Raw genomic sequence first — 13,552 nt, 5'->3', positions numbered from 1 at the left:
TTAAAGCTACGGTCTTTGAGATCGAGTGGTGATCTTGAAAAATATTGGGAGTATCACAAACAGCAATCGAAACAGAGATTATATGAGTGTGATTAAACACGTCGGTGTAAAAGACCCACACCCGAATGGTATTAGCTCGAGTTTCTCAAGGTATCATGGTTATAGTGACTTTCATTATTTGATATGTTCGTCCCAACTTGATAAATTCTCGTGACTTTTATCAAACAAAACCATTCTATGAATATTCAAGATATCTTCCAACAACTTGAGTCTGCAAGCGATTTTGAGTTATTTCGGCTCAAATGTGCTATTGGAAAAGTATTAGAAGATCCTGCTCGCAGTAACCAACTTAAAGCAAAACTTTCGTCAGGTATGAAAGTTGAATATTTTTGCCCAGAGAGAAACAAAGCCATTTTATGTGAAGTACTAAAAATAAAGCGAACACTGGTTGATGTAAGAGAGATTGAGTCTGGTAAGAGCTGGAGCATGCCTTTTTACTATTTAAATCTAGAACATATTGAAACTAGCCTTCAAAGCAATGCTAAGGTCGGAATGTCTAAAGCTGAAATTGCTCTAGGTGATACCTTAGGCTTTGTTAACAGCAAAACTCATCAAGAATGCGTCGGTACTGTAGTGAAACTTAACCCGAAAAGAGTGGTCATTGCACTTGAAGACGGACTTTGGAATGTGCCTTATTCAATGGTATTCCCTATTCTGGATTCTCACACTGTTGATGCTGAAGTCACAGGTATTTTAATTGAACAATAATCGACGGTTCACATGAAGTTAATTCATCTTTTTTGGCAAGCCCAATGCGATCAGAAGCTTGATAGTTTCATTAATTCTGGCGCTTTATATCTATGGATAGAAAGCAGTAACTTTACTAAGAAATCGGGATACTACCAATATCAGTTAGATTCAGAGTCATTAAAAGAAACTTGCAGCGAGTTGCTCTCAATGACAGCTCAAGCCGAAATTGCGACCGTTCTTATGCCTTGTAATGAAAAAGGCCATCCAATTCCATCTTCCATCATTGCAAACCTATGTGATATTGATGATGCAGAGTGCCTTCAATACCAAAAACAAAAGCTCAATGTCATTGAAATAACGCAGCCTATTGAATTTTTAAAACAGCTTAATTTTAAAAGCTTTCATTTTTATGATGACGTCAGGTTAAGCGACGACACAACATTCTGGATTAAATTTGTCTACGAGCTTATCGACACCATAAAGCAGGACTTATATGTACCAAAGCTCATAAAACCTGCTGGCGCTGTCAGAAAACGCTCTCACACAACAAACCTGTCTTTTGAAACAAAATGGCAGTGGATTGACGAAAGCTTTCACAACCGAATCAAACAAATCGCACCATGTATGCCATTCTCTGCTTGCCTTGGCGATTTCAACCAGTTTGATGCTATTTCAGCGTTAAGCCATTTTTCGGATGTTTGCTTAAATCAACTCGTTACACAAACTTCTTACACACAGAAAGCCTTAAAAAGCATTACAGATACTCTTATTCAATCAAGTATTGAAGGCGATACAGCCTATATTGGTGATGAACAATACCATCACTGGAACACGTGGTTTAGCCGCCTTGAGAGTGAACAACAAGATGTAGAATTTACTTTATGCTTTAAACTACTTGAGGCCAGTAATGGGCTCGGTGATGATTGGGGACTAGACATTCAACTTCAATCACAAAGTGATCCATCTTTTATCGTATCACTTTGTGATTTTTGGAAACATAAAGATAAAGACCGTAAGCTCTATACAAAACTGTTGGGGCAGCATACAGAGCGATTTTTACTGCTACAACTCGGGTATGCCAGTCGGATTTATCCCGTTATTGAGGCCTTTTTTGAAGCCCAAATGCAGCTTCCATTTGTTGCACTGACACATGAGCAAGCGTTTCAATTTCTAAAAGAAGATGCGTGGTCGTTAAGTGCCTGTGGCTATCGAATTATTGTACCTGCGTGGTGGACAACCAAAGGCCGACTCAAAGCTAAAGCTAAATTGAAAGCCAAGAAAAACGCCAGCAGTAGCAACAAGGCAGACGGTGGCTTTTTAAGCCAAGAGCATTTAATTCAGTTCAATTTTAATTACGCTATGGGCGAGCATGAGCTCAACGCTGATGAATGGCAACAATTACTCGATGCAAAATCAGAACTGGTTTATTTTCGTGGCAATTGGGTAGAAATCGATAAAGATGAAATGCTGAAAATGGAAAAGCTCATCGAAACCGCCAATAAGGATAAACACCAAGGTAGTGTCGCCGATCTTATTTCCATGAGTGCTGATTCAGATCTTTATGATATTGAGCTCGACAATCAAGTTCAGCAAATGTTTTCTCAGCTGCTCAATAAAGAGGCGTTTAATTCCATCGCTCAACCGCAACAGTTAAGAGCCACTTTAAGACCGTATCAGAATCGAGGTTTATCTTGGTTGGCGTATTTGGAAAATCTGGGGATGAATCCGTGCCTTGCCGATGACATGGGGCTGGGTAAAACCATGCAAGTCATTGCGTTGCTATTACACAACCCACAGCAACAACCTGCAATACTTATCGCTCCGACTTCGGTCGTGGGCAACTGGCATAAGGAATTACAAAAATTCGCACCTGAAATAACAGCGCTCATTCATCACGGTACAACAAGAAATAACAAAGCGTTTGCTGAGCAAGTTACACAATATCAAGTAGTTATCACTTCCTACGGTTTACTCAGAAAAGATAAAGCCATTTTAAAGGACATCGCTTGGTCACGGATCATTATTGATGAAGCACAGAATATTAAAAATCCGACCGCCCAGCAAACCAAAGCATTGCTCAGTTTATCCGCCCCTTCAAGATTAGCATTAACCGGTACACCGATTGAAAACCGTCTGATGGATTTATGGTCAATCTTTAACTTCTTAAATCCCGGCTTACTGGGTAGTCAGGCCAATTTCAGAAAGCAATTTGAGACACCAATCCAACGCGATAACAATCCTGTTCAAAATAAACTGCTCAAACGTATTGTCGAGCCTTTCATTCTGCGGCGCTTAAAAACCGACAAAAATATCATTCAAGATCTACCTGATAAAATTGAACAAAAAGTTTATTGTGAACTGAGCAGTGAACAAGCGAGTCTTTACCAAACGTTAGTGGATGAAATTACTCAGCAAATTGAAGACGCTGAAAATGATAATTCCAAACAAAAAGCGTTGATGTTATCGGCTTTACTGAAATTAAAGCAATGCTGTAATCATCCAGCTCAATTATTGCAAGATGGCAGTGACTTCAGTGTTGATCGCTCAGTAAAACTCCAGCGTTTAACCGAGCTCTGTAGCGAAGCCATCAATAATCAAGAAAGTATTTTAATTTTCAGTCAGTTCACCGAAATTTGCGGACAGTTGGAATTACTTCTTAAGCGTCAACACGGCTTCAACACCTATTACCTACACGGCGGTACCAGTCGCAGCAAGCGAGAAAAGATGGTAGAAGAATTTCAGCATACTGAAACGCCGCCAAGTATTTTTATTTTATCACTTAAGGCTGGTGGCGTCGGTATTACGCTCACTAAAGCTAACCATGTTATCCATTTTGATCGATGGTGGAACCCAGCCGTTGAAAATCAGGCAACAGATCGAGCCTTTCGAATTGGTCAAGAAAAAACCGTGTTTGCCCATAAATTCATTAGCATTGGAACCATTGAAGAAAAAATCGATGATATGCTCGTAAGTAAACAAAAAATTGCAGACTCTATTGTTGGCAGTGATGAATCATGGCTATCAAAGCTTGATGCCAAAGCCTTCGTAAAACTCATTCAATTAAGTCGAGGAAATAGCTAATGGCAACTCAAAAAACATGGTGGGGGTTGGCATTTATTGATTCACTGACCAATTTTATCGATTCTGGGCGCTTACAGCGAGGTCGAGCTTATCGCACAGATCACCGAATACTGGCATTTGAAATTAATAAAAACAAGATCAAAGCGACCATTAGAGGTAATGTCAATCCTTACTTTGGGGTCACCAAGGAACCAAAATATAAGGTGACATTATCGTTAAAGTCGATAGATAAAAAACGTTGGACAGACATCATCAATCAAATTTGTCAAAACCCGAGTTGGATTTCAAAATTGATGCTCAATGAAATTCCAGCAAACATTGAGCAGGTCTTTACTGGTGACAGCTTTTTGCCTACATCATTTAACGATGTAACAGCAGATTGCAGCTGCCCAGATTATGCAAATCCATGCAAACATATCGCTGGCGTCTATTATCGCTTGGCCGACATTCTTGATTATGATCCTATGCTATTATTTCAGCTAAAGGGATTGAGTGCTGCTGAACTTCAAACCGCATTGAAAAAAACAGAGTTAGGGCAACTTTTCGCAGAGCACCTTGATACTCAGGTCTATACAGAAATTTCGACTCATCAGTATAAGTACGTCCCTCTTATTACAAAAAAAACAGTGAACCGTTCAAAAAATGTTGCTTTGGATAATTCACTCCAATCAAATCATCGAGTCAAAGCATTTTGGCAAATGTCAGATTGGCCGGAAAAAGAAGTAGAGTTAGAAGAACAAACAATATCTGCGCCCCTAATTAAAAAACAGGGCGACTATCCTGCTTTTTGGACACGAAGTAATTCATTTGTTGCCGCTATGGAAGAGATCTACAGCAATGTCAGAAAGAAAAATAAGAAAGTATTAGGATAACTCAGCACCTCCTGCTTCATGAATGAAATAGTGGTATCGCTACCCAAGATTCCATTTATCGGAGCAATAAGTATTGATAACACCTTTTGCATTGCTCTAAAGGTAACTGTTTATAACCCGCAAAAGGTAATCAACTAAGTTTTATTGTTTCAGTGTCTTACACTTAATTTAAAGGCTAATTACCTTTGTTACCCCAGCGGATGTGATAGTGTTTGTCTGTGTTTACCGAGTGGTGGTTGTAAGCAATACTTCATTCACTGGTTCATCGAATTTTTAATCTACTTCCTGCGGTATGCTTGTCACTTCTCGTAAGCTGAAAAAAGTATTAACCTAAGGTATAATTAAAAAGAAGCAATTACTTGATGGAGTTTTTATGCCTCAGTCTCAAACCAATGAGAAAAAGAAATCTGGGTTTAAACCTAAAATGAAGAACTTTAAAACAAGCTTATCCTATGAAGGGTTAACCTTAAAAGATTCTGACAAAGATTTAACTATTGATGAACTGAAAAGGTTGTATGCGAGATAAGTACGGCGTCAGCCAAGACAGGTATTGCTATCAAGGCACTGATGTTTTAATTAATCGCCTTAACATACAAGAGGCTGATGCATTAGACGAAGCAGAAGCCAGATTTACATCTAAACGGTATCGAAATTATCAAAGTGTTTGCACCTCTGTTTCTGACTTTAGTTTTGATCATTTAAAGATTTTACATAAACATCTATTCCAAGATCTATACGACTGGGCTGGAGAAGTCCGTGATGTTGACATTTCAAAAGGCAACACCCGCTTCTGCACTGCAGGAAGAATCGAACCTGCAGCGTTAAAGCTCTTCAAACAAATCTCAAGTCTATCGAATTCACAAAGTCTAGACTCTTTGATCCATCATGTAGCTGACTTATTTTGTGAACTCAACCTCCTTCATCCATTCAAAGAAGGAAATGGCAGAACACTACGATTCTTTTTTGAAGAGTTGCTTTACCTATTGGGTTTTGACGTTAACTGGCCAGAAATATCTCAAAAGGAATGGATTGATGCCAATGTGGCTGGACTCCATTTAGATCTGTCTCCACTAGAAGATATTTTCAAGCAATCTATCTCACCCATTTCTTCCAAGTAGCCCCTACCTTATCAATCATCAACTTACCAAAGAAAGTTTTCGAGGGTAGCTGAGGGTAGCTGAGGGTAGCTGAGGGTAGCTGAGGGTAGCGCAAGCATACTTACCACCAAACAAAGCTCACAATAAATAAACATAAAATCAACCGCACTTTTCACTAACACCACATCTTTTGACGTTTTCGGACAATTTAATGAGCTTTTTTCGGGTACCCTGAAAAAAATTCTTCGAACGTCAGGAACCCTATAGCAACCCTGAAATTTATCAACTCAGTAATGACGGGGCTTTAAGCTTAAATCTGTCCAATCCAGCATCGGGGCAATGCTGAAGCACCTATTTATTGATTTAATTAAAATTTTGACATGTAAGTGTTTTTCTTTGATTTCTAAAACCAAATTTCTCAAGATATTTTGCGATATTTTCGCATATTTTAAGACATTTGGGATATCAGATTCCCTCACAGGTACCCAAATTTTTTGGATAATTTAGCCTTGGAGGTCGAACTTGACTAAATCAAAACAAAGTGTGAACAAACTGACCAAATTCAAACCTAAGTTACAAAATTTTAAAACAAGCCTGTCTTATGAAGGGTTATCTCTAAAGGATGACGGTACTGCTCTGTCAATTGAAGAGTTGAAAAAACATTACCTAAACAAAAATCAAGAAGAATAATTTTTCCTTAATTATAAAATAATGCTTTCACAATTTAAGCACAATTGTAAGCATAGTTTCACTACTAATATGTAGCACTCCTTAGCTCACCAATAAAAAGCATCTCAATAAAATAAACAAAAATGTTTTGACAAGCTATTAAAGATGAAACTATAGTTTCATACAACACCTGAAAATGAAATTATAGTTTCACAATGAAAGCATTAAAACAAAATTCTCCTCCTAAGAGAGGGGCAACAGTATTCCCACGTAACATGAAGATATTGAATTCTTTAGGTGAGAATATCTATCTCGCCATGAAGCGACGTAAAATCAGTCAAGATCTTATGCATAACCGAACAGGGATCTCAAAGCCTACATTACGAAAAATTATTCAGGGTGATCCATCCGTTTCTATTGGTCATTATATAAACGTGCTTGCCGTATTGGGATTACAGAATGATTTTTCCAACGTGGGGTTAGATGATGAACTTGGCCGAAAATTACAAGACATCGAGTTGATTAATAAAAAACGTTAAAGGACGCAAAATTGGAAATATTTGTTTATGCTCACTGGCTTGGCGTTGATGCTCCTTTGCTTGTTGGAACATTAAGATCGTCTCTTATTCGAGGACGAGAACACTTTAGTTTCAGCTATGATAAAAACTGGTTGAACTCACAGTATGCACTTCAAATCGATCCTACTCTTCATTTATACAGTGGGGAGCAGCACGCTACAGACAACAAAAACTTCAAAGCCTTTCTTGATTCATGTCCAGATCGATGGGGACGACTTTTAATGCAGCGCAGAGAAGCCGTTATAGCTCGTAGAGAAAGTCGCAAGGCGAAATCACTTCTTGAAACAGATTATTTACTGGGTGTGCACGATTCGTTTAGGATGGGGGCTCTCCGATTTCGCATCGATAGAAACGGTAACTTTCTTGACGACAACCAAGATCTAGCTGCACCTGCTATAACTTCGCTGCCTGAACTTGAACAAGCTGCGAATGGAATCGAAAATAAGCCTGACTTTGAAAATCCAGATTATTTAAAATGGCTAAATATGCTCATATCTCCTGGCTCATCACTTGGCGGTGCGAGACCTAAAGCATCAGTAAAAGATTTAGACGGCTCATTATGGTTAGCTAAATTTCCTAGTAAGTACGATGATTACGACATTGGGTTATGGGAGCATATAGTTTATAAAATGGCATTAGATGCGGGGATCAAAATGTCAGAATGTAAAATTTGCTCCATTGGTTCAGCTCACCATATTTTTCTTACCAAGCGATTTGATAGAACTCAAGATGGACATAGGCTTCATTTTACATCTGCAATGACTCAGCTGGCTTATTTTGACGGCAATGACGATGGTGCAAGTTATCTAGAACTAGCTGAATTTTTAATTCAAAACGGCTCAAAAACCAAAGACGATCTTGAGCAACTGTGGACACGTTTGCTATTTAACATCATGGTTTCGAATAGTGATGATCATCTACGCAACCATGGTTTTATTTTTGATAATACAGGTTGGCGACTATCTCCGGCCTATGACATAAATTCAACATTACATGCCACTGGTTTACATCTGAATATTGATGATAAAGATAATGCACTGGATATCGATTTAGCTTTTGAAGTTGCTCCTTTTTTTCAACTCACATCAGAGAGTACTGGCAAAATCCTCCAAAAAGTATCTACAGTAGTTCTAAACTGGGAAAAATATGCCAAAGAAGCAGGAGTATGCAGAGGCGAGAGGGATCTGATGAAAGACTGCTTTATGTGTGCTGAATAATACTTTGTATCTCAATATTCTCTTTCAAAACATGCCAACAATTTAACAACAAAATAGTGGTGAATACTTTTAAAAATCTCTTGAAATATCGAAGATGAGTTCAGCTACCCTGAAAATATTTTCTCGGAGGTTAGGAACCCTATAGCAACCCTGATATTTATCGCCCCTGCTATGGAGGGGCTTTCAGCTTAAATCTGTCCAATCCAGCATAGGGCAATACTGAAGCGTCTATTGATTGGTTTAATTAAAGTTTTTGACATATGAGAATTTTCTATTTGACCTTAATGATCAGCTATATAGCAATATTTCGCAATATTCTCGCATATTTTAGGTTATTTTGGGTATCAGATTCCCATAGAGGTTCCCAATTTGGATTGGACGCACAACCCCATTTTTATGTTTCCACCTGTTAATAAAAAGTGAATCGTTATTCAACTTTATCTTCATAATTAACAGGTGTGTTCGACGTCAGTCCTATTTCTGAATTAACTGTTAAATAAGGATAAAAGCTCATCTGCATTACCGCTCCACGCACTTTGATTTTTCCCAGATAATATGCTGTCAGCAATGTCTTGTTTATGTTTTTGAAGCTCTTTAATTTTTTCTTCTATTGTCCCTTCTGCAATTAATTTATAAACAAAAACAGCTTTATCTTGTCCAATGCGGTGAGTGCGATCAGTCGCTTGCTTTTCAACGGCAGGGTTCCACCAAGGATCGTAATGAATAACGGTGTCAGCTGCCGTTAGGTTAAGCCCTGTACCACCGGCTTTAAGGCTGATTAAAAATACAGCGTTATCACCTTCTTGAAAGTTATCTATTTGAATCTGCCTCTTACGTGTCTGCCCAGTTAATTTACTGTATGGAATTTTGAGCATCTTTAAGTCATCTTCAATAAAACCGAGCATGGTTGTGAATTGACTAAAAATTAAGATCTTTCGCCCTTCCGCAATCATGTCAGGCACATGCTTTTGTAACCAATTTAATTTGGCATTACTTTTCACTTTTTGTGCTTGCTCTAACTTTACCAAACGAGCATCACAACAAGCTTGACGCAATTTTAGTAGGGCGTCTAAAAATTCAATATGACTTTTCGCAACACCTTTTTGTGCAAATAGCTCTCTGATCCTCTGCTCCATGGCAACGCGAATGGATTCATACAGATTTCGTTGATCATTTTCCAAAATAATATCTTGTTCAATCACCGTCTTTTCAGGAAGTTCCGCCATCACTTGATCTTTTGTACGGCGTAATAAAAAGGGCGAAATTCTTTGGGTTAACTCTTCTGCTCTTACGATATTACCTTCTTTCTCAATAGGCTTTCGGAAATATTGCTTGAAATGCTGATGATTGCCAAGCAACCCAAGCAAACTGAAATCCATTAATGATTTTAATTCACCTAAATGGTTTTCAAGTGGCGTCCCGGATAAACACAATTTAAATCCCGCTTTAAGATCATTTATTTGTTGCGTTGATTTCGCCTTGGCATTTTTTATCAGCTGCGCTTCATCAAGTACAATATGGTCAAAGGTTTTATCGAGATAATACTCACTGTCTCGGGTGATGAGTGGATAGGTTGTGATCACAATATCAAACTCATCCAATTGGTTAAGTAGCTTTCTGCGACCATTGCCATGACAAACCGCTACCTTAAGGCTAGGTGCAAACTTTTGTGCTTCTTTGAACCAGTTCCCTACTAAGCTTGTAGGGCAAATGATTAAGCTGCCTTTTTCGTTTTGTTCTTGTTCCTGTTGTTTGGCGATAAAGGTAAGTGTTTGCAGCGTCTTACCTAACCCCATATCATCAGCAAGAATGCCGCCAAAACCATACTCTTTGAGAAAACATAACCAGTTCAAACCTTCATGTTGGTATTCCCTTAGTGTCGCATTGATGGCTTTAGGAATACTGACCGATTCAATACCTTGAAAGTTAGCTAACTTGTCAGCTAAAGCCTTCACTCGCTGGCCATTAATAAGACTGATTTCATGTGCCGATAATTCGTTAAGGAACATGGCACGATTTAGAGGAATTTTTAAACTGTCATCCTTTTCTGAAAATAACTCTTCAATTAAATTGATGATGGGTCTAATGGCTGACGCTTTGAGTTTAATGAAACCGCCGTAGGGTGATGGCAACAGTAGCTCATCATCATCTTCAGGCTCACGATTTTGACTTAACCAAGCTGCAATGAGTGGTAATAGTTCGACTTGTTGCTCATTAATCTCTGCGGTCAATGACATACTGAACCAACCTGAATCTTCTTCGTCGTCAACATCAATCATTAATTCAGGCTCAGTGATGTTAAGGTCAAAATCATTCGCAATATCGACAGTAATGCCCGCTTCGTTGCATTGCGCTATGCCAGTATTGATAAACGTTAACCACTCGGTTATTGCGTCTGGCATCGCTCCCATTGTCCAATAATTGAATGCCGAATGAGTCTGTCCTTCATTTCGGATACAATACAACTCAAGCTCTTCTAAGACTTCAATCACAGCCATTTCTTCATCAAGGTTGCGATTCACTTTTACTGTTCTAGCTTTCTCTTTAACAATACTAAAATCTTGCTGTTCTTCATCAACAGCAAAGCAATAATCACCGTATATAAATTCTGCACGGATAGCTGGCTGTAATTCACTATGCTCTGCAGATGGCACCATTGTTAGACTGAGTAAGGTTTGTAGCGGCTCATTAACTTCAAGAAACTCTAGCAATAAGGTTTTTGGTAATACCTTAGCCGGAAAGTGTTTTAAAAATTGGTCGCTGAAACGTTCAAGTTCCTTGTCAGCAATTGCAGGCGCTGTTTTCAGAATATTCAGCTTTTCCGCCGTGATAGGTGTATTAAGTTTACTCAGTTGCCGTTTTTGAGCATCAAAATAATAGATTGGCTGAGTAGGTATGATTCGCCACTGTACTCCTCCATCAATCAATAATTGTAATTTTTGGGTATTATTCTCTTTTTCAATCCACTGATATTCAAGTTCTTTCGTTTCTCGATTCATTTTTAGGGGAGTACGATCATCTTCTAAAAAACAGCGGCCTGTAGCCAGCATCTGCTGAAGCGCAAAGTCGCCTGATTTACCTTTAAGTAGGTATTCATACCCTCCATAACCTCGTCCTTTTTTATGCGCTAGCATTTGAAAAATTTTAATTTCTTCTGCTGAGTATTCCCAACTGGAAATATAATGAGGTTCACCAATTTGATGAAGCCGCCCTTTGGTATAGTGACCAGATTTATTGACCTTTCCTTTGCGAAACACAACTCTACATTTATCCTTATCAGGTTGTAAAATATAAAGCAGTTGCTGGGATGTGTTGTCGTTGTTTAAAAAATCGTGATCGCTATCGTATTCTTCAAGTTGCTCAAACCAAGTCTCGAGTGGGCTTACTGCTTCAACGCCATAATGAATAAGATGAAGTAAGGTTGCCACTACATGCTTACAATTTTGTCCAACAGGGCAATCACACTCGCTGAATAAAAATGTTCTCGAACCTTTATTGAATAACCCTAATCCCAAATGGTACTTTTCACTTCCAGAGCCTTTAACCGTTGCACTCGCTGTAAGACGATCATCACTTATTTCAACCGTTAGAACCCTGCCCTCGTGATAATAATTTCTTCCACGAATAAAAGTAAGGTTATTGAAAAATGGAACTATGTCTTGTTGGGAAATTTGATCTAACGGAATAGCATGATTGGACATACAGACAGCCTTCTTGTGACACAAGCTAATATATACCCATTATGATACCTGAAGATGCTCGATTTCAGCGAGAATGCACAACTTGTTAATCAAGGCGACGGTGTGCGGCAATAGTGAACTATTGTTAGCACTGGCAACGAAGAGTAACAAGCTGTGCAACTCGCACTGCGTGGACTTCTCAGCGCCAATTCTTCTTTGTTACATTAGCTCGAAAGAATCCCGATATTCCTTCGCTAATGCGCCTCAAAGAATTGGCGCTGAAAAAGTCCTGAAACATGCATCTTCAAGTATCATGGGTATAGTACTTTTGGGAGTTGATAATTTAATATGATATATCTATAGGTTCACATATTACGATAAAGTAATGAAAAAAGAAAAATGAACTAAATAAAACTCGTTTTGCTGCTGTTCTGCAAACTTGATTTTTCTCTCGCTTACTTACAGCTAAAACAGATTCGGCAACTTCTTCATCTCTAACTTCATAGACTAGACGATATACTGCGCAACTTGATTTTGTAATAGTCTTTCATACCATTGAGTCGGGCTGATTAAACTCTTGGGTTAGCTGAGCATTCAATAAGTCACTTCTTAAACTGCTGTCTGATGGGTGCATCAGTATTCTCCATTCTTTCACAGTATCTTGTTTGAATACGAGTTTATAAGTCATCAATACTTAACGATATTTCAAGCTGTTCTTTACGCTCTTCTATAATTTTAGCGAGTTCAAGAACAACAGCTCCGTCTTGATAACTATATCCAAGCAGGGTTAATTGGTTCACCATTTTAAATTTATATACCCTCAAAAACGACAAATCACCTTTTTTGAGTTCACCTAAAACTGGATTATTCATCAGCTGTTTAACCGCTATATCTACATCTTTTTTCTGATTTTTATGGAGCCTTTTAACCGTTTTTTTGAATGAAGAAGTCTGGAGAACGGAAGTAATCTTAGTCAAAACTATAGCTCTCTAATTTTCCAGCTTCTTTCTCTGCTTTTGCGTTGATTGCTTGCTTTACAAACTCATAAGGAAGATCAGGGTTATCCTCCATCATTTGTCCAATCTGAGCCCAATGTTCGATCTGTTTTGGCATAGTTCTATGAAAAGCCTTTGCCATAATTGTGGCACTTTCGATTAAACTTTGATCAAGCCTTACACTTGCAGTCGGCATAATAATTTTCCTACAATTGAAACCTAAACACACTGTAGCGCATAGCCTCAATTTAGGCAAAACGCATCATATAATTTCAATTATTAAGATAAACTTGGTGAAAAAGGATATCTAAAAATCCTGGGCAAGTTTTCGGGTTCCCAAATTGAAAATTCAGGTTCCCATTCTATTATCAGGTTCCCTATAGGTTCCCAAGCATTTTACAGAGCCAGTAATGACAGTGCTTTCAGCTTATATCTGTCCAATCCAGCATGGGTGCAATGGAAAATTTACGGTTTATTGAAGTAATTGAGATGGGTGTGGGTCTTTTACACCGACGTGTTTAATCACACTCATATAATCTCTGTTTCGATTGCTGTTTGTGATACTCCCAATATTTTTCAAGATCACCACTCGATCTCAAAGACCGTAGCTTTA

At 38.4% G+C, this 13,552-nt stretch carries 11 protein-coding genes; 8 read left to right on the top strand and 3 right to left on the bottom strand.

The features are described from left to right. The first annotated feature begins 237 nt into the window (after positions 1–237). The 8 genes from JQC92_RS18205 to JQC92_RS18170 all read left to right on the top strand — a co-directional run bounded on the left by JQC92_RS18205 (position 238) and on the right by JQC92_RS18170 (position 8,264). On the top strand, positions 238–768 hold the full coding sequence (locus JQC92_RS18205) for a hypothetical protein (RefSeq protein WP_205000974.1): 531 nt from the start codon (positions 238–240) through the stop codon (positions 766–768). A gap of 12 nt (positions 769–780) precedes the next feature. Continuing rightward, positions 781–3,831: a DEAD/DEAH box helicase gene (locus tag JQC92_RS18200; RefSeq protein ID WP_205000973.1), complete on the top strand. Its 3,051-nt coding sequence runs from the start codon at positions 781–783 to the stop codon at positions 3,829–3,831. Then, positions 3,831–4,703: an SWIM zinc finger family protein gene (locus JQC92_RS18195; protein WP_205000972.1), complete on the top strand. Its 873-nt coding sequence runs from the start codon at positions 3,831–3,833 to the stop codon at positions 4,701–4,703. Before JQC92_RS18200 ends, JQC92_RS18195 begins: the two co-directional genes overlap by 1 nt. A 373-nt stretch (positions 4,704–5,076) precedes the next feature. After that, the gene (locus JQC92_RS18190; RefSeq protein ID WP_205000971.1) at positions 5,077–5,229 is read left to right on the top strand and encodes a hypothetical protein; all 153 of its coding nucleotides are present in this window, start codon (positions 5,077–5,079) and stop codon (positions 5,227–5,229) included. Further along, on the top strand, positions 5,219–5,821 hold the full coding sequence (locus tag JQC92_RS18185) for a Fic/DOC family protein (RefSeq protein ID WP_205000970.1): 603 nt from the start codon (positions 5,219–5,221) through the stop codon (positions 5,819–5,821). Before JQC92_RS18190 ends, JQC92_RS18185 begins: the two co-directional genes overlap by 11 nt. Positions 5,822–6,322: 501 nt before the next feature. After that, the gene (locus JQC92_RS18180; RefSeq protein WP_205000969.1) at positions 6,323–6,490 is read left to right on the top strand and encodes a hypothetical protein; all 168 of its coding nucleotides are present in this window, start codon (positions 6,323–6,325) and stop codon (positions 6,488–6,490) included. A 194-nt stretch (positions 6,491–6,684) separates the two neighbouring features. Beyond that, the gene (locus JQC92_RS18175) at positions 6,685–7,008 is read left to right on the top strand and encodes a helix-turn-helix domain-containing protein (protein ID WP_205000968.1); all 324 of its coding nucleotides are present in this window, start codon (positions 6,685–6,687) and stop codon (positions 7,006–7,008) included. 11 nt (positions 7,009–7,019) lie between these two features. Further along, positions 7,020–8,264: a type II toxin-antitoxin system HipA family toxin gene (locus JQC92_RS18170; RefSeq protein ID WP_205000967.1), complete on the top strand. Its 1,245-nt coding sequence runs from the start codon at positions 7,020–7,022 to the stop codon at positions 8,262–8,264. Between the two features lie 485 nt (positions 8,265–8,749). Here JQC92_RS18170 and JQC92_RS18165 read toward each other — a convergent pair whose 3' ends face one another. The 3 genes from JQC92_RS18165 to JQC92_RS18155 form a co-directional block, all read right to left on the bottom strand. Beyond that, positions 8,750–11,965, bottom strand: coding sequence for a DEAD/DEAH box helicase (locus JQC92_RS18165; protein ID WP_205000966.1), 3,216 nt, complete (start codon positions 11,963–11,965; stop codon positions 8,750–8,752). A 656-nt stretch (positions 11,966–12,621) separates the two neighbouring features. Then, the gene (locus JQC92_RS18160) at positions 12,622–12,921 is read right to left on the bottom strand and encodes a type II toxin-antitoxin system RelE/ParE family toxin (protein WP_205000965.1); all 300 of its coding nucleotides are present in this window, start codon (positions 12,919–12,921) and stop codon (positions 12,622–12,624) included. Beyond that, positions 12,914–13,135: a TA system antitoxin ParD family protein gene (locus JQC92_RS18155; RefSeq protein ID WP_205000964.1), complete on the bottom strand. Its 222-nt coding sequence runs from the start codon at positions 13,133–13,135 to the stop codon at positions 12,914–12,916. Before JQC92_RS18155 ends, JQC92_RS18160 begins: the two co-directional genes overlap by 8 nt. Positions 13,136–13,552: the final 417 nt, after the last annotated feature.

It is taken from the genome of Parashewanella hymeniacidonis (assembly GCF_016900895.1).
Taxonomy (GTDB): Bacteria; Pseudomonadota; Gammaproteobacteria; order Enterobacterales; family Shewanellaceae; genus Parashewanella; species Parashewanella hymeniacidonis.
This window is presented reverse-complemented; position numbering and strand designations above follow the sequence as displayed.